The sequence below is a fragment of the Treponema socranskii subsp. buccale genome (assembly GCF_024181585.1).
Lineage (GTDB): Bacteria > Spirochaetota > Spirochaetia > Treponematales > Treponemataceae > Treponema_D > Treponema_D buccale.
This window is the reverse complement of the sequence record NZ_CP054258.1, coordinates 93,772-111,027: the sequence shown is the minus strand read 5'-3', so window position 1 is coordinate 111,027 and position 17,256 is coordinate 93,772. Positions and strand designations below refer to the sequence as shown.

The following is a 17,256-nucleotide window of genomic DNA, read 5'->3' as shown; positions in this document are numbered from 1 at the left end:
GAATTTGGCATAAGCCACACGGTTACCATCCTACAACACGCAATCGCACAGCCGTTGACTTACCGTATTTTTATGAAGTAGGATAAAGCTATGAAACTTATACGTATAACAGTACCGTTGCTTACGGCGGCGCTTCTTATTTTTTGCGGCAGCTGCCGAAGCGGCAGCCTCGAAGCAAAAACCCCTGCGGGAGAAGGCACGATGAAACTGACTTGTTCTGCTTTTGCCGACGGCGAAAAGATGCCGGCGGAATTTGCAAAGCTCGGCGCGAATCGCATTCCGCCGCTGGAAATCGCCGGAGTACCGAGCGAAACAAAGAGCTTGGCGATTATCGTGCACGATCCGGATGCGCCGTTGCCGGGCGGGTTTTACCATTGGACGCTGTGGAATATTCCGCCGGAAACGACATCGATCGGAACGGACAACTTGCCCGCGGGTGCGGTTGAAGGCAAAACCAGCTGGGGAAAAAGCGGATACAACGGGCCGCAGCCGCCGTTCGGTAATCACCGCTATATCTTTTATCTGTATGCGCTCGATACGGCGATCGACCTTCCGGCCGGCAGCAAAGTAAAGGAACTGAAAGCCGCGATTAAAGACCATATAATCGAAACGGCTTCACTTACGGGTATGTTCGCGGCAAAAGACAATCCCTAAAACGGAACGAAAAAAAAACCGCGCTTAAATAAAAAAGATATATTGGGACATCAGCTTGCCGCTTGGGCGACGACTTCCACTTCGACGAGTACGTCTTTCGGAAGCTCGACAACCGCTACGCACGAGCGCGCGGGCTTTCCCGTAAAATATTTTGCGTACACTTCGTTGAACGCCGCAAAATCGTTCATCGTTTTTAAAAAGCACAGCGTTTTGACCGCTTTCGTAAAATCGCTTCCCGCCGCTTCGAGCACGGCTTTGAGATTTTTCATAACCTGTTCCGCCTGTTCGGTTATCGTTTTGCCTTCGACGGCGCCCGTCTGCGGATTGATCGGAATTTGTCCGGATGTGTACACGAAACCGTTTGCAACGATCGCCTGAGAGTACGGACCGATTGCAGCCGGTGCATTTTTCGTATCGATTACTTTCATAAAATTGCCTCACTGTATAAAAAGATTGTATATGTCAGTATAGTGCTGAAAAATAGTAAGGTCAAGAAAATCGAATCGAGTATTGAAGCGGGAAAAAATTCACGCAAATGAATTTTGTGAAATTCCACGAAGACGAAAATGATACCGCGCACAGCTGTGCGGGGCATCGGAAAAAAGAGAGCGCTTTAATTCTGCACTTTACCATGCGGCGGAAAACACGAGCGGTTTTGCCGCCGTGAGCAAATCGACGAGCGGACACTCGATTGTTTTTACCGCTTTTTCTCCGTTCGGCGCAAAAAACGAAATCTTTATTTTCGCGCGCGAGGCTTCATCGGCGAGCGCTTTACCGTAGACGGAAGCGATCAAATCGACGTATTCGTCTTTGGGTACAGCTTCTCCGAGAAAAACGGGCGCCATAAATAAATCGATATACGACTGCAGCGTATCGGGCAGGAGTTTATATAATTTTGCACAGGATGCGGGAGAAACCGTGATCGCCGAACTGCGGGCGGATCGGGAAATACAGCCCGACCGCGATATGGGGTCATTTCCTTCTTTCGGCAGGCGAAGCGCAATACCGAGAGATGCGTTCGCCGGAGATGCGACGCGCACGTCTTTGATACCCGCCGCCCGAAACTGAGAGGTCATTTCATCCGCATCGAAAAGCTGCGGCCCGCTTTCGCCCGAAAGCGACTGCATGATTTCGATAAAGGCGGAATCGAATGCCGCGTCATACAATATGTTTATGCTGCCGTCACCGTTTGCATGCAGTTCGACGGAAGACGTACATGATGCGAATACGAGCGGTATCAAAAGCGCGGCGATCGCAATCATCGATTTAAAAAGCGAAGATTTTATTCCGGCCGTTTCGGAGTACGGTATTTTTATCGATATGTTTTTTTTCATCACATAACCCTTCGTATGAAAAACAAACGGAACGGTTAAACGAAACACTGAAATGGCGTGTTTCATTTAACGGCGAGTTTGCTGAAAGGCAAACGTCGCATATCAACATGTGCGCGCCGCTCGAAACCTCCGCCCTATTCGACGTCGAGCGGCATTTTATGCGTCGGCGGCGGAAAAGCTTTATCCAAATCGGCAAGATCTTCCGCATCGAGCTGCACCGTATCGGCGCCCGCATTGAGCAGCGTGTGCTCTTTTTTCGAACTGCGCGGAATCGCAATCGTACTGCCGTCGCGGATACACCATGCGAGCAGCACTTGCGTCACGTCGCAGCCGTGTTTTTGGGCAACGGCGGCGACGATTTCGTTTTCAAATAAACCGCGGCGCAAAGTCCCCGCCTGTGCAAGCGGGCAATACGCCATAAGCGCGACGCCGTGCCGCCGCATCCACGGCAGTAAATCGAATTCGATGCCGCGCGAACCCAAGTGATAGAGCACTTGATTGACGGCGCAATTTTTCCCCGACGGAAGCGCAAAAAGTTCTTCCATATCGCTTGTGTCGAAATTCGAAACGCCCCATGCGCGGATTTTTCCCTTCATTTTCAGTTCTTCCAGACACGCGACCGTTTCGGCGAGCGCGATGCTTCCCCGCCAATGATAGAGATACAGATCGAGATAATCCGTACCGAGCCGCTCGAGCGTCGCATCGCACGATCGCTCCATATTTTTTTTGCCGGCATTCGACGGCAGCACTTTCGAGACGATAAAAAGATTTTTCCGCACTGCCGATGAAATCGCTTCTCCGACGAGTTTTTCGCTTAAGCCGTTACCGTACATTTCCGCCGTATCGACGAGCGTCATACCCGCTTCTATGCCCGCACGTATCGCATCGATCTCCTGAGCGCGTTTAGATGTCCTCTCTCCGATATACCACGTGCCCTGCCCGATCGCCGGCACAACCGCCCCGTTCGATAACCTTACCGTGTTTTTCATCGCTTTACCTCGCATATTGATTGTATAGCGATTACCGAAACTTTGTCTATGCGATGTGCGACAGAATAATCGTACCGAAAACCATATTCTCTAAAAAATAGCATGTAACATTAAAAATCGGCTGCACTCCCGGCAGCAGCCCTGCCGTTCGCCGCGGCAGACCGTGATTGGAATTGGACTGCGCAATCTTTTTGACAAAAGATTGCTTGCCATTCCTTGTAGTACGGCATTGCAGAAAATGTCAATTTTCGAAAATGCCGCACTCGTGTGCGAAAGCGCACACGTATATACACAAGTTTGCTTTGCAAACTTGCAGTTAAACGGGGCGCGCTATTTTAGCGTCCCGTTTAAACTCGGTCTGAGCGGCTCGGCGGCAGTTCCGCTGCCTCGCGTTCCGCCTTTTTATCAATACGCTTCTTTTCTGAGTATCCATTTCCGGTGCGCTTGCTCCGTCATTGCGCCGGCATCGCATTCGATGGTATACTGAAGGTATGAAAATCGCTTCGGTATCGATAGTCGGATTGGGTGCGGTAGGAGCCGTCGTCGCGTCCCGTCTCACCTCTTTTTTGGGTAAAGCAAACGTACAGTGCATAGTCGATGCGGAGCGCAAAGCGCGCTGCGAGCGCGACGGCATCTTCATCAACGGCGTGAAGCAGGATTTCAATTACCTTACGCCGGAAGATGCCGTGCCTTCGGATTTAATAATCATCGCGACGAAAAACCTTCAGCTCGGCGAAGCGCTCGAAAGCATCCGCACTTCCGTCGGAACTCACACGGCGATCATGACACTCTGCAACGGCATTCAAAGCGAACGCGATACGGCGGCGGTTTACGGCGAAGAGCGCGTACTCTGGAGTTTTATCATCGGCATCAGTTCGATTCACGAAAAAAATCAAATCCGCTGTCCCATCGAAGGCCGTATCGTATTCGGTGAAAAGGACAATAAAAAAACTGATCGGGTAAAAGCTGTCGAAGAATTATTTACAAAAGCGAAAATCGAAAGCGAAGTACCGGAAAACATTCACCTCGAGCAGTGGAAAAAATTTCTGCTCAACGTCGTGTTCAATACGCTGAGCGCTTTGTGCCGCGCTCCGTACGGTGCTTTTTCAGCCCCCGTTATGCGCGATCTTGCGCGGAGCGTCGGAAGAGAAGTCATCGCCGTCGCTCAAGCGGAAGGCGTCTCGCTCACGCAAGCGATATTCGAAGATACGCTTTCGCTTATCATCGGTTTGGATGCGCACGGTAAAACTTCCATGCTGCAGGATTTTGAAGCAGGCAGAAAAAGCGAAAACGAGTGGTTTTGCGGTACGGTGAACAAGCTCGGAAAAGCGCACGGCATTCCGACGCCCGTGTGCACGCTGCTCGAAGCTCTCGTCGAAGGCACGGAAATCGCGCGCGGCATCTGACCGCTTCGAAACACCGGCACGCTTTTCGAAATCAATAGGTTCAATTTCGATTTTTCCGAAACTCAATATCCAATCTGACAATCGTCCGAATTGCGCTTTCCGGCAAAGACGGTATCCGAACAATTATTATTAATTATTTTTTCATCCTTTTAACATTCCGTTGCAATATGCGCGGCACACCGCCGGATAATTCGTGATGATTCCGGAAATATCCCACGCGTACATTTTTTCAAGTTCGGCCATCGAGTTGACCGTCCATACGTTGATGCCGATACCGTGCCGCTTCAATTCCGCGACCGCTTCATCGTTCAGATTTTTATAACTCGGATGGTAGAATTCAAAACCGTATTTTTTGCAGTAAAAACCCGCATTTACCAAACCCGCTTCTTCGACGAGCGCTCCGGCCGGAATCGAAGGCGCGATTTTTTTTGCCATGATGAGCGAGCTGTGATTGAACGACGAAAACATCACTTTTTTTTCGAGTTTGTATTTATCGACGATATCGATCGTTTTTTGCTCGATGTCCTCATAATACACAAGCCCCGTTTTCAGTTCGATATTCGTCGTTATGTTTACCGTCGCCGCCCATTCGCAGTATTCTTCGAACGACGGTATCGATTCTTTCGGATATTTTCCGTTCCACGTTTTCGCCGCGTCGAGTTTTCGAATTTCCGTAAAGGCGTAATCGCGGACGGCACCGGAGCCGTCGGTCGTACGGTCGACTTTTTCATCGTGTATGACGACGACCGTTCCGTCTTTTGTAAGCTGTACGTCGAGTTCGATTTCGTCCGAACCCGCTTCAACGGCTTTGCGGAATGCAAGCATCGTATTTTCAGGATAAACTCCGCTGTATCCGCGGTGTGCAACAACGTTCATAAAATCCTCCCGACATTCTCCCGTGTTATTTGCCGCTTTCATCATCCGGCCGCACCGTAAATTAAATTCGGTACGACGAGCGATATCTGCGGAATATACGTTATGAGGATGAGCGACACGAGAAGCGCGATAATAAACGGATACACTTCTTTGATAAACGCTTCGAGTTTACAGCCGGTAATGCCGCAGCACGTAAACATCATGGAACCGAACGGCGGCGTAAGTCCTCCTATCATGATATTGACGATGCAGATTAAACCGAAGTGTATGACGTCTACGCCCAGCTGCGTGATAACCGGTACGAGCAGCGGCGCGAGGATGATGATGAGCGCCCCTCCTTCGAGAAACATACCGCCGACGAGCAGCACGACGTTGAAAATTATCAACATAATATATTTGTTTTGCGTAATGCCGAGCAGCCACGTCGTCATCGTCTGCGGGATGCGCTGCCAGTTCAAATAATAGCCGAACACCGATGCCGCAACGATAATAAAAACGACCGTACTCGTTCCGTACACCGTTTCGAGGATGATCGGAACGATGTGTTCTTTTTTCAATTCTTTGTATACGAATTTTCCGACGATGATACAATACAAAACCGCAATCGCTCCGGCTTCCGACGGCGTAAACAAACCGATGCGGAGTCCGAGCACGATGCCGAACGGGAAGAGCAGCGCCCAAAGCGAATCGAGCGCCTGCTTACCGATTTCAACCGGAGACGCTGCGCGCATTCTCGTCGTCCCGTAGTTTCTCTTCTTTGAAATAATATGCACGGTTATCATCAGCGACAGCGTCATTAAAAGACCCGGTAAATATCCCGCGGCAAACATACGGCCGACCGAACAGCTTGCGATGAGCGCGTAGACGATTAAATTGATGCCCGGCGGAATGACCGGCGTAACGGCGGAAGACGCGGCAGTGATCGCTGCGGAAAACGCTTTGCCGAAACCGCGCTTTTCCATTTCAGGAACGAGCATTTTGCTTTCCATTGCGGCATCCGCGTTTGCCGACCCGGAAACGCCGCCCATGAGCATACTGAGTAAAACGTTCGACTGCGCAAGTCCGCCCGGCAGATGACCGGTGAGTACATCGGCAAACTGCATGAGCTTTTTGCTTATACCGCTGTAGTTCATAATTGAGCCGGCCATAACAAAAAACGGAATGGCGAGCAGCGGAAAGGACTGCGTCGCGCTCACAAAACGCTGTAAAAGCAGGGCGGCCGACGTACCGGTATCGATAAAACCGAAATAAAACATGGTCGCGCCGAATAGAGCAAACGCGATCGGCATACTTGAAAAATACAGAACGAGAACGAGAATAACGGGAAGGTATCCGATCATTGCGTATCCCCCTGCTTCGTCATTTTAATAAAATCAAAAATGAAAAATTTGACGGAATATATCGTCATGAGCGTAAACGCGATGAGAATCGATGCGCTGATACATACCGACGAAATGCCGAGAACGGGCGTCGGTTTTACGTGCGACACTTTTACGTAGCGCAGCGCCATATACGCAATGTAGCCGTTTACGAGGATGAGCAGCAGATCCATGATGACGGCGATAAAAACGCGTGCTTTTCCTTTTGCAAGGTTGACGACCATATCGACGCTCACGTGTACTTTCCGTTTGTACGCAGCCGCCGCTCCGAGAAAAACGCTCCACACAAAACAGCCTGTAGCAACTTCTTCCGACCAAAAGATAGCCGTTTTCAGAAAATAACGCGTAAACACGTTGATGATGACGAGCACCGTCGTCGCTATGAGAAAAGTTCCCGCGCAGATTTCTTCAAAATAATTAAAAAATTTTTTTATTTTTTCCATTTTGATATCCGTAAAAGCCGAAACGCAGGCGAAAGCTTTGCCGCACACCCGCGTTTCGGAAGATGAGCATACCGGCACGCGCTTATGCGGCCGCTGCGATACACGATTATATGCGCGCGATTATTTTTTCGGCATTCTCGCGATTTCCGCGCGGAATTTGTCTACGATGCCGGGTGTCGTGCCTTTCATATTGGCATACACCGGAGCGACGGCTTTTGCGAACGCGTCGTGATCGACTTCGTTGAACGTGATGCCCTGCGATTCGAGCTTCGCTTTTGCCGTGCTGTAGTTTTTCGAAACTTCCGAAATCATGTGAGCCGCGCCCTTCGTAAACTCTTCCTGAATGATAGTTTGATATTCTTTCGGAATGGAATTGAACAAATCCGCGTTGATGTATACGCCGCATGTTCCGAGAAAGTGATTCGTGAGCGCCATCTTTTTTGCGACTTCGGAACTGCCGTTTACACCGTATGCGTCCATCGTTCCTTCAAGACCGTCGACGACACCCTGCTGTACTGCGGAGATCGTTTCGGAAAACGGCAGCGGCGTTGCACTCGCGCCCATGGCGTTGAGCGTGTTGATAAAGAGCTGGCTGCCCGGTACGCGGATTTTCATACCTTTCAAATCCGCCGGCGTTTTAATAACTTTATTCGTCATCAAACTTCTAAAGCCGAAAATATAATCGAGGGCGAGCACTTTGATTCTGTGCTTGTCTTCGACTTCTTTGATCATGCGTTTGACCAAATCGGTGCGGATGAGATATTCATATTGATCGAAATTACTGTAGAGCATGGGGCCGACGAGCGCGTTGAAATCGGGAACGTAGTCGCCGAGATAGGACGGATCTTCCACCGAAATGAATTTCGCACCCTGCACGACCTGTTCGACGCCGTCTTTGTATGTGGCAAGCTGTCCCTGCGGATACTGCTGAATTTCGATTGCACCGTTCGTGCGCTTTGCAATATTGTCGCAGACGATCGTAAGCGATTTTGTCAGCTGCTCGTTCGGCGCGAATACGTGGCTCATCCTCAAAACGAGTTTGTAATTTTTTTTGCCGGCTGCCTTTTTCTGGGCGCCCAACGTATTTGCCGAAAGCAAAATCGCACATGCGGCAAAAAGGATCACCGTTTTTTTCATAAGTCCTCCTACATTGATAATTCAACAAAATTAAACAACAGTCGATGACTATACTTCCGTAATTTCCCCTAAATCATAAGGCCTAAACGTACACTTGTCAAATTTTTCTTGCGCTTTTTTAAAATCCGTGTTAAATTTTGTTTAACAAATGAAAGCCAAACCGACTTTGCGCGATATAGCCGATGCCGTTCACATTTCAACGGCAGCCGTTTCGATGATACTCGCAGGAAAAAATCTTTCCCGCTTTTCCGACGATACGATCGAAGCCGTATATGCCGCCGCCAGAAAATTCAACTACAAACCGAAACACGGTATCGACAAAACGGGCATCATCGTCATCGTCTGTCCGTCTATAATCAATCCGTACTACGCAACGCTCCTGCAGGGCATGGAACTCGCCGCCGAAAAAAGCGGCTATACGACGCTCATCTACAATACATATTGGAACATCGAACGCGAAAAGAAAATCATCGCATTTGCGCAAAACCCCGCCGTGCGCGGATTGATTTTTTCGATGGTACCGCAGCAGCCCGGACTCGTCGAAAAAATGGCCGACAGTCTGCCTGTCGTCGCGGTCGGAGACAAACAGGATGCGATGCGGATCGATATGGCGGAAGTGAACAACTTCGATGCGGGTTATCAAATGGGAGTGCATTTGATTTCGCTCGGACACAAGCGCGTCTGCTATGTTTCGACGACGCTCAATAAATATCATTCTTCGCGCGTATTGCGCTACAGAGGCTTGTGCGAAAGCTTTAAGAAATTCGGCAGCGGTGCCGTATCGCTTATTACGAGCGACGTCGATCCGATGTTGGAGCTTTCGACCGTTGAAATCGAACACCGCACGGGGCGTGCGCTCGCTGAAAAATGTATACAAATGTATCCCGACGTTACCGCGATCGTCGCCATCAACGACATGGTCGCCTACGGCGTCATCGACGAAATCATCGAAGAGGGGTTTCGTATCCCCGACGACTACAGCGTATGCGGTTTCGACAACATCTACCCGTCCAAGTTCAGCGGAGTGTCGCTTACGACGATCGACCACTTTATCAATCAGCGCGGACAGAGCGCGTTTTCGCTTTTGCAGGCGAAACTTGAAAACGGCGATATCGAACACGTCGCCTTAACCCGTCTCGAATTTAAAAACAAACTCATCGACAGAAAGACTACGGGGAAGCCTCGGATGAAAGCGCATTGAAAACGCGCCGGAAAAAATATGACGATATTGCCGTTTTATTCCAGGAACGAACCGATTTCGCGCAAGTCGCGGAAAATCGCATCGGGCTTCGTGTCGGATTTTTGTACGTCGCGCATGTTCGCTTCTCCGGTGAGCACGAGCAATCCGTGAGCGCCGTTGTTGACGCCGACTGCTATATCGGTGTAAAGGCGATCGCCGACAAAGGCGATTTCGCTGCGGTTTTTCCAGCCTGCGCGGAGCATCGCCATGTCGACGGTTTCGGGATTCGGTTTTCCGAGCGATTTTACTTCGCCGACGCCCGCCGACAGCGAAATCATCGCGCAGAACGCGCCGACGTCTGTGATGTAGCCGTTTTCGACGGGGCAGTTGATGTCGGGATGCGTCGCAAGATAGACGGCGCCGGCGCGCACGCAGTCGCTCGCTTTTACGATCTTTTCATACGTGAGCGTCGTGTCGAAACCGATGACGACGATATCCGGATCGTCTTCGACGAGGTCGATTCCTCCTTCGCGAAAACTTTTGATAAGCGCTTCCGTTCCGACGAGGTATACGCGTTTTCCCGGATACGCGGCGTTCAGATATTCGATCGTTACGTCTCCGCTCGTCATAATCTGCTTCCGCGAAATAACGCAGTTCATGCCCGCGAGCTTTTCGATGTACACGTCGGGGCTTTTCGACGAGTTATTCGTAAAAAATAAATAATCGCGTCCGGTTTTTTCGAGTGTCTTTAAAAAATCGAGACTGCCCGGCAAAATCGTATTGCCGAGATAAAAAGTGCCGTCCATGTCGAGTACAAAATGTTTGCATGAATTGACGAGCGCGGCGCGGTCTATGCCTCTGTTAAACGCTTCGATGTCTTTCGGATCGTTGTAATTCAGCATCGCAAAACCTCATTGTCGCAATCCTAGCCGACCGGAGCGTATGTGTCAACGCAGCGGGATGCACAAAGAAGCGTTACAGCTGTTTGACTTCAGCTTCGGAGAGACCGGTCATCGTGCAGATTTCGGCAATCGGGTAATTATGCGCGCGCATGAGCTTCGCCGTTTCAAGTTTCGCCTGATATGAGCCTTCGGAAATGCCCTGTGTAACCCCAAGAGAAAAACCTTTCGCTTCGCCTTCTTTGAGTGCTATTTCCCGCTCTTCTTCTCTTTGCACGGCTATGTCCACATCGTAATCGTATTCGGCAATTAACATATTCATCACCTCCCGACTTTTTCTTTGTAAATACTCCCGCAGGATGTCGTTTTGTATGCACTCTTTGATCGCGTTCCTAAAACCGTTTTCACTGTCGAGCTTGGTATGTTTCCGCACCGCTTCGATAAACAGCGTGTATTCTTTCAGCGGTTTGCACGTATGCAATATCTTACTTCTTTAAAATTATACAGCGAGTAAATCTTCAGATTTAGGAGCGGTATAATTAGTGCGCGAAAGCGCACACGTATATGGGCGAGTTTTCTTTTGAAAACTCGAAGTTAAAAGCGTCGCGCCATTTCAGCGGCACTTTTAAACCTTCCCTTATTATAATTGATATTCGTCACGCTGACAACGAGTTCGAGGCTCGGTTTTTCGGGCGCCGTTATAAAAGCGTCGGACAGACGGAGGGTCGTGCTTTCCGGGTAATCTTCTTCGCCGTTGTAAAATACGTAAAACTCCGGCGTAGGGATTTTTTTCAATCTGCGGAGATAACGGTCGCGGGGATTTTGTATACGTTCATAAAGCCGAGCGGCATACTGTAAAAATCGCAGCGGCATATTGGCGTTGATTGTGGATTGGTGTTCGATCAATACGATGATTTTCCCGTCGACGAGGCAGGCGACATCGTTGCAAAAGGCCATATACATCACCTGTTCGAGACGCAGCGGTTCGAGTTCCGTCGTTTCATTGAGGCAAGTGCCGTGAAGCGCGTTGTAGAGCGAAAGAAAGTTCGCTTTCGCGTTTTTATCTTCGCCGAAAAAATCGACAAAGACCGAATCCTTATATCGACGATTATGCTTTGCCATAAAACCTCCGGGATAACCGCACCGGAAATGGATACTTAGAAAAGAAGCGCATACTTACATAAAAAGGCGGAACGCGAGGCAGCGGAACTGCCGCCGAGCCGCTCAGACCGATGGCAAGCAATCTCTTTGTAAAAAGAGATTGCGCAGTCCGATTCCGATTACGGTCTGCCGCGGCGGACGGCAGGGCTGCTGCCGGGAGTGCAGCCGATTTTTTATGTTATATGTTATTTTTTAAGAATACAATTTCCGGTACGGTTATCCTGATAATACTTCACTATATATAAATCGCGGAAAGTTGCGATTTCGGAGTTTTTTCGAAAAATTTTCTGCGCGGCAAGCCGTGCGGCAAACGGGGCGTTGCGGGGTGTCCCCGCAGGAAGGGGCAGCGCGCAACGGAGTGCGCGCGAGGGGAAGGCTTTCCCCCTTAAAATATACATACGGAATTTTTCTTAAACCGCTCGACTGCAGACAAGTCTGAGAATTTCCCCCGTTTTTTTCGTACACAAATCCGTCGAAATATGGTATACTGACTTTACGGATCGTATCCGTGTGTATGATAAAGGGGTATTTTATATGGATATAAAAATCATCACTGTCAGCAGACAGTTCGGTTCGGGCGGGCGCATCATCGCAAAGGACGTCGCGGATAAACTCGGTTGGAAATTTTACGACCGGGAAATCATAGAAAAGATTGCGGAAAAAAGCGGGCTCGCAAAGGAGTTTATCGAAGAGCGGGGCGAATACGCATCCGCGGGACAAAACCTCGTGTACAGCGCGCCGGCGGGCTTCGGCGGATTTTCTACGGGGCAGTCGGTATTCGATAAGCTCTACGTGATGCAGTACAATATTATCCGGGAGATTGCGGAAGAGGGACCCTGCGTTATCGTCGGGCGATGCGCCGATTACGTGCTGCGCGACAGAACGGATTGCTTTCACGTCTTTATCTATGCGGATATGGATTTCCGCATCGCGCGCGCAGGCAGCATTTATAAAGTCGATGCGCCGAACATAGAACGCTATCTGTTCGACCGCGACAAAAAGCGGAAGCTTTATTACAAATACAATACCGACCGCGTTTGGGGCGAAGTAAAAAATTACGACTTGTGTCTCAAAAGCAGCGCAATCGGATTGGATACCTGCGCGGCGATGATCTGCGATGCGGCACAGCACAAAACCGTCGGTCCCGTACGGAAATCGATCGAAGCCGCAGAAAAAGCGGCTGTATCTGCAACGAAAAAGTTTGCAGCGGATTTGAAAAAATCGGCGGAGGATGCAGGAAAGACGGCGGCTTCCGCTGCAAAAACGATTGCGAACGATATAAAAACATCTGCTCCGAATGCGGCGAAAAAGATTGCGGATGACATAAAAGTATCGGCTCCGAAGACGGCGAAAAAAATTGCCGAAGAAGTCAAAAAGACCGCTCCCGAAGCCGTGCGTAAAATCACCGCGGAAGTAAAAAAATCGTCGGTGAGTGCGAAAAAAACGGCGGCTTCCGCTGCAAAAACGATTGCGGCAAACGTAAAAAAATCCGCGCCGAAAGCGGGAAAAGAGGCGGCCGAAACTGCGAAAAAAATCGCGTCGAGCGTAAAAAAAGCGGTATCGACACGTGCGGAACACGGTGCAAAGGCGAAGGCGAAAAAAAAGGCTGACTGAAAGAAAGCTGTCTAAAAACTTCAGTTTTCGGACAGCCGCAAGGCTGTTGCAAGCGATGCGGCGATATGAAAATGAGGAGATGCCGCGATGATACAAGACGATATGTTGCAAAAATTCGACGTTCCGAAATATATAAAATATTTAAGCGTGATTTACATTGCGATAAGCATCGCGACGGGAACGATATCGTTGATTTTAAAAATATTGGAAGAGGGGCGCGCCACGCTCGATCAGCTTTCATATATAACCATGATGCTGCGCAATACGGTCGAAGGTTTTATCTTTTGGGGAGTCGGCCGGGTATTTGCAAAATTTACGGAAGAAAATAAGTGAAATTCAAAAATTATTTAAAGCTGGGCGCGCTTTATTATTTTTTATCCGGCGTCGTCAGCGTTTTCTTTTTCGTTTTATTTATCATCGAACTTCCGAGCGCTCGGCGCTCATATACGGCGTATACGGGATCGGTAAGCGGGACAAACGTATCGCCTGAGTTTTATTTTATAGCGCACTGCATGGGAAGCTTTCAATATTTTATTAAATTGCTCATCGTTACGCTGATCGCGTTTTTTATTTTTAAGAATTTTAAAATCGTGTACGGAAATATAAAAAAGGTATTGGGATAATAAAGCAGCGTTGCAGGTACGGGCATTTGAAAACAAAGCCTACGCCGCCCCGGAGCCGTGCCACAGGCAGCGACCGGAGCGGAGCGAGGACGCCGCGCGTGAGCAAGCGGCGGAGGGGCGGATGGCAAAAAAAGCTCCGTCCGAAAATTTATTAATTATTAAAACCTGTCATGGGTTTTTGTGCTCGGTGAACTCTGTAAAAAAATCTGCGGCGCGGGCACGGAGAAAATTGTTATTTTTTCGAGCGGACGACGCGCATGCCGATAAAGTTGTAGCGGGAAGCGGGGCTCCCGCAGTTTCTGAAATACGGCGAGCAGTCGGATGCTTCGGCATTCCATGCGCCGCCGCGACCCATGCGGTCGGTGTTGTCGGCTGTGCGTTCGGCGCCGCGCGGGTTTACGAATTCGCCGGCCGTATAGCAGTCGTACCAATCCCAGCACCATTCCCATACGTTTCCGAAAAGATCGTAAAAGCCGAGCACGGAAGGCGATTTTAAACACACGGCATGTGTCATGCAGTCGCTGTTGTTTTTGTTCCACGATCGGTTTTCGTCGGCGTCTTTCGCCGCTTTTTTTTGTCCGTCGTGAACGCCGCCGCGCGCTGCGTATTCCCATTCGGATTCGGTCGGGAGCCGGTAGCCGTTCGCTTCCCAGCGACATTGGACATTGTCCCAGACGTTGTTTTGTTCGTCGGGAACGGCGCCCCATTTTTTGGGATCGGATTCGCCTTTGATGATATAGCACGGGGTCAGTTTTTCGGCGATGCTGCGTTTGTTACAATAGACGAATGCGTCGTACTGGCTTATGTGTTCGACGGGGCGTTTGATTTGCGATTCGCCTTTTTTCGGACTGCTTGAAAAATATGCGGGATTTACTCCCATAATTTTTTTCCATTCGGCTTGGGTAACCAAATGTTCGTCCATGTAAAAGTCGTCGACGGTAACGGTATGTACCGGCCGTTCGTCGGCCATACCGGTCGGAGAACCCATTTGAAATGTACCGCCCTTAACTAAAATCATCATGTTCCCGTATTATAACACACCTTTTGAAATTTATCAAAAAAAATTGAGGGATACGGGAACGATTTTTATACGTCGATTTGTATTGAGATGTGTACCGGCAGATTATACGGTTCGGGGATCGATTCGATTTTTCCGTCCGCTTAGCCGACTCGAGCTTTTAGGGCGGGTTTCCGTAAGCATACCGCTTAAGCGCACGGCGCGCGATCGGAACCCCGCCTTGAGCACATTTTTATTTATTTTCGAAACTCGCCGTTCGCTCGACCTGCAAAACGATCGGAATCGTACTTAAAATTTAACCGTTCCTTCGAATCGCACGCAGCTCAAATCTTTATACTTTCCGTAAGTGCCGTCGCTTTTCGGACCGGGAAAATAGCCGTCGAACGCAAGCGCAAGCGAAATCTCGTCGGTGAGGTTGTACTTGGCTTTAAGGCCGGCAAAGCCGTCCAAATCGTTCCAGCGTACAAGGCCGGTACACGAAAGCGTGAGTGTTTCGGAAAAAAGCGTTTTCGAAAGGTTTGCCGTAGCCCCGTGCTCGTACGCGTCGCGCGCAAGCGAGTCGACATAAGCGAATACGACGTCCCCGTAATACTGCGCGGTAAGCATCCAGCCGTTTTTATTCCAGTCGATTCCCGCAAGGGCTCTCAGTTCGTTTTTTCTTTCGCAGCCGCCGAACGAAGTTTGTCCGAGCTGAAGCGCACGCTCGATAAAAAACGCGCTTTCCGCTCTGATCACAAAAGCTCCTGCGGGAACGGCCAAGTCGAAGCCCGCCATGCCGTACCGATAATACTTTCCCGTCACGGTAAATTTTGGCGACGGTATTGTAGTAAATGTGTACGATAGATTCGGCGAATCGTCAAAGCCGTAGTATCCGTACAGCGAAAAGTCGATCGCCGGAAACCAAAAACTTACGCGCGCGGCATAGCTCGAATTCGCGATGTTCAGCTCCGGCTTTGAAATATCGCCGAGTACGACCGGTACGGCACCAACGGAACTCGGAATGAGCGCTTTTCGAAGCGGATTCCACGATTCGAACGGAAGCGCAGAGGGTCTGAAAAACGGAATCCAATACGCATCGGCGGAAAAATACGTTCCCGAAAGCGTGCCCTTTATCGCGTCGATGCCGAGCCTGCTTTCGCTGTAGTTCGACGTACCGAGCGATGCGAGATTTTGCGGGCAGAGGATATCCGCGATGCGTATGCCGTCCGCCTTTCCCCAAGCCGTTATCTGCCGTCCGATTTTTAAGCCCGCCGTCAAACCGTTTCCGAACTCGTTCGACGTCCACGAAAAATACGCTTCCTGCAGTTCCGCGCCGAGTCCGTCGGTAACCGAAAAACTTCCGCCGGAATTCGCAGCGAGCGCATTGAAATACGCGTTGCCCGCGATAAAGACCGCACAATCCGCAAAGCGCGCGTCGACCTCTCCGCTCACCGTTTCTTTTGCGGGTGAAAAATCGCCCGCATTGTCGCCGCGGATAAAAACGCCGACTGCGGTTTTGGCGCTTCCCGAAAATGTGATGTCCTGCGAAAACGCGAAGGAGGCGGAAAGAATGCAGACAGCCCCGAACACGGCGGTACGATACCGCCGCACAGCCTGCAACATTTTTAAAATTAATAATTTCATTTTATCGCTCCGCGTTCAAGGGATGCAACGGTAAAGACGGAATCGTTTATGGGCATATTGTAATGCACGTCTTTCATTTCGATGACGGTCGAATGATTCGTCCTGACGTTTACCATCGTCATTTTTCCGATCGTCCATATACCGTCGATTTTTTCAATGTTTGTGCACTCGAGTTTACGCTGCAGTGCGTTTTGCCGGTCGTAGTATTCGCTTTTTAATAATTTAAAATTATCTTTGCGGATCCATACGATGCGGCGGGGATTTTTTTCCGTTTTATCTTTTGCAGCGCATTCGATTTTCCAGCAGTCGAAGCCGTCGACGGTTTCGGAAGCGAGCACGGTAAACGTATCTTTCGAAAGCGCTCTGTCGCCCATATCGTCGTACGTAAAATCCGTTCCCATAAAATCGCCGCCGCTTTCGCTGCCGGATATGCGGCGCACTTTTTTCATCGCGGGCATATACAGCCAATTGTCGGAATCTTTTTTCGTACCGTCGGCTTTTTCATCGTATTCCCACATCAAATAGCCGACACCGGCGACGTCTTTCGGCGTACGGAAAACGATGACCGTTTTATCGTTATCGCCGTAATCTTTCGTATAATACACGATTTCGCGCACTCGCTGATTGCCGGTTTTATTGACAAGCGTCATCGTTGCGGTATAGGTTCCCGTTTTGCCGGTGTCCGCGTCTCGCGCGCGCTTCATAATATCGTAGCCGCTCAAATCCTGTGCGGCGGCCGCGAACACGCAGGCACCGACTGCAAAAAATACGGCAGCTCTTTTTAACAATTTTTCGATCCTTTTCATAGTATCCTCCAAAATCAATATTATTAAGTCGAATATCGAGTTTTGAAAATATTAGTTAAATAAAGCTATGCTTTCGGCGAGAACCCGTCCGCTTAGCCGTGGTCGAGCTTCTAA

At 49.7% G+C, this 17,256-nt stretch carries 17 protein-coding genes and 2 pseudogenes; 6 read left to right on the top strand and 13 right to left on the bottom strand.

The features are described from left to right. Nucleotides 1-90: 90 nt before the first annotated feature. Nucleotides 91-654 (top strand): YbhB/YbcL family Raf kinase inhibitor-like protein, encoded by a 564-nt coding sequence (locus HRI97_RS00525; RefSeq protein WP_253725976.1) that lies wholly within the window; start codon nt 91-93, stop codon nt 652-654. Between the two features lie 50 nt (nt 655-704). Here HRI97_RS00525 and HRI97_RS00520 read toward each other — a convergent pair whose 3' ends face one another. The 3 genes from HRI97_RS00520 to HRI97_RS00510 form a co-directional block, all read right to left on the bottom strand. After that, complete coding sequence (locus HRI97_RS00520; RefSeq protein WP_253725974.1) at nt 705-1,082, bottom strand: RidA family protein; 378 nt, start codon at nt 1,080-1,082, stop codon at nt 705-707. A gap of 198 nt (nt 1,083-1,280) precedes the next feature. Further along, nucleotides 1,281-1,988 carry a hypothetical protein gene (locus tag HRI97_RS00515; protein ID WP_253725973.1) on the bottom strand — a complete coding sequence of 236 codons (708 nt, stop codon included), beginning with the start codon at nt 1,986-1,988 and terminating at the stop codon, nt 1,281-1,283. A gap of 134 nt (nt 1,989-2,122) precedes the next feature. Beyond that, nucleotides 2,123-2,977, bottom strand: coding sequence for an aldo/keto reductase (locus tag HRI97_RS00510; protein WP_253725971.1), 855 nt, complete (start codon nt 2,975-2,977; stop codon nt 2,123-2,125). A 491-nt stretch (nt 2,978-3,468) separates the two neighbouring features. Here HRI97_RS00510 and HRI97_RS00505 point away from each other — a divergent pair, with 491 nt between their 5' ends. Continuing rightward, nucleotides 3,469-4,383 carry a ketopantoate reductase family protein gene (locus HRI97_RS00505; protein WP_253725969.1) on the top strand — a complete coding sequence of 305 codons (915 nt, stop codon included), beginning with the start codon at nt 3,469-3,471 and terminating at the stop codon, nt 4,381-4,383. 141 nt (nt 4,384-4,524) lie between these two features. On the opposite strand, the gene HRI97_RS00500 is transcribed toward HRI97_RS00505, so the two are convergent. The 4 genes from HRI97_RS00500 to HRI97_RS00485 all read right to left on the bottom strand — a co-directional run bounded on the left by HRI97_RS00500 (nt 4,525) and on the right by HRI97_RS00485 (nt 8,218). Further along, on the bottom strand, nt 4,525-5,259 hold the full coding sequence (locus tag HRI97_RS00500; protein ID WP_253725968.1) for a glycerophosphodiester phosphodiesterase: 735 nt from the start codon (nt 5,257-5,259) through the stop codon (nt 4,525-4,527). Between the two features lie 41 nt (nt 5,260-5,300). Next, nucleotides 5,301-6,599: a TRAP transporter large permease gene (locus HRI97_RS00495; protein WP_180487502.1), complete on the bottom strand. Its 1,299-nt coding sequence runs from the start codon at nt 6,597-6,599 to the stop codon at nt 5,301-5,303. After that, the gene (locus HRI97_RS00490; RefSeq protein WP_253725967.1) at nt 6,596-7,081 is read right to left on the bottom strand and encodes a TRAP transporter small permease; all 486 of its coding nucleotides are present in this window, start codon (nt 7,079-7,081) and stop codon (nt 6,596-6,598) included. Before HRI97_RS00490 ends, HRI97_RS00495 begins: the two co-directional genes overlap by 4 nt. 120 nt (nt 7,082-7,201) lie before the next feature. Further along, nucleotides 7,202-8,218 (bottom strand): C4-dicarboxylate TRAP transporter substrate-binding protein, encoded by a 1,017-nt coding sequence (locus HRI97_RS00485; protein WP_253725965.1) that lies wholly within the window; start codon nt 8,216-8,218, stop codon nt 7,202-7,204. A 148-nt stretch (nt 8,219-8,366) separates the two neighbouring features. Here HRI97_RS00485 and HRI97_RS00480 point away from each other — a divergent pair, with 148 nt between their 5' ends. Then, on the top strand, nt 8,367-9,419 hold the full coding sequence (locus tag HRI97_RS00480) for a LacI family DNA-binding transcriptional regulator (protein ID WP_253725964.1): 1,053 nt from the start codon (nt 8,367-8,369) through the stop codon (nt 9,417-9,419). 35 nt (nt 9,420-9,454) lie between these two features. On the opposite strand, the gene HRI97_RS00475 is transcribed toward HRI97_RS00480, so the two are convergent. From HRI97_RS00475 to HRI97_RS00465, 3 genes and pseudogenes are all read right to left on the bottom strand, one after another. Next, on the bottom strand, nt 9,455-10,300 hold the full coding sequence (locus tag HRI97_RS00475) for an HAD-IIA family hydrolase (protein ID WP_253725962.1): 846 nt from the start codon (nt 10,298-10,300) through the stop codon (nt 9,455-9,457). Nucleotides 10,301-10,373: 73 nt separating this feature from the next. Further along, nucleotides 10,374-10,787, bottom strand: a pseudogene (locus tag HRI97_RS00470) (nuclease/transposase family protein); the annotation flags it as partial. Nucleotides 10,788-10,933: 146 nt separating this feature from the next. Then, nucleotides 10,934-11,419, bottom strand: a pseudogene (locus HRI97_RS00465) (Rpn family recombination-promoting nuclease/putative transposase); the annotation flags it as partial. 573 nt (nt 11,420-11,992) lie between these two features. Here HRI97_RS00465 and HRI97_RS00460 point away from each other — a divergent pair. From HRI97_RS00460 to HRI97_RS00450, 3 genes are all read left to right on the top strand, one after another. Continuing rightward, nucleotides 11,993-13,072, top strand: a complete 1,080-nt coding sequence (locus HRI97_RS00460) for a cytidylate kinase family protein (protein WP_253725961.1) — start codon at nt 11,993-11,995, stop codon at nt 13,070-13,072. A gap of 87 nt (nt 13,073-13,159) precedes the next feature. Further along, nucleotides 13,160-13,405, top strand: a complete 246-nt coding sequence (locus HRI97_RS00455) for a hypothetical protein (RefSeq protein ID WP_253725959.1) — start codon at nt 13,160-13,162, stop codon at nt 13,403-13,405. Beyond that, the gene (locus tag HRI97_RS00450; protein ID WP_253725957.1) at nt 13,402-13,695 is read left to right on the top strand and encodes a hypothetical protein; all 294 of its coding nucleotides are present in this window, start codon (nt 13,402-13,404) and stop codon (nt 13,693-13,695) included. The genes HRI97_RS00455 and HRI97_RS00450 overlap by 4 nt, the downstream gene beginning before the upstream one ends. Nucleotides 13,696-13,927: 232 nt before the next feature. Here HRI97_RS00450 and HRI97_RS00445 read toward each other — a convergent pair whose 3' ends face one another. From HRI97_RS00445 to HRI97_RS00435, 3 genes are all read right to left on the bottom strand, one after another. Continuing rightward, on the bottom strand, nt 13,928-14,716 hold the full coding sequence (locus tag HRI97_RS00445) for a formylglycine-generating enzyme family protein (protein WP_180487511.1): 789 nt from the start codon (nt 14,714-14,716) through the stop codon (nt 13,928-13,930). Nucleotides 14,717-15,001: 285 nt separating this feature from the next. Beyond that, nucleotides 15,002-16,336 (bottom strand): DUF1302 family protein, encoded by a 1,335-nt coding sequence (locus tag HRI97_RS00440; protein WP_253725956.1) that lies wholly within the window; start codon nt 16,334-16,336, stop codon nt 15,002-15,004. Continuing rightward, nucleotides 16,333-17,142 (bottom strand): outer membrane lipoprotein-sorting protein, encoded by an 810-nt coding sequence (locus tag HRI97_RS00435; RefSeq protein WP_253725954.1) that lies wholly within the window; start codon nt 17,140-17,142, stop codon nt 16,333-16,335. The genes HRI97_RS00440 and HRI97_RS00435 overlap by 4 nt, the downstream gene beginning before the upstream one ends. Nucleotides 17,143-17,256 lie beyond the last annotated feature (114 nt).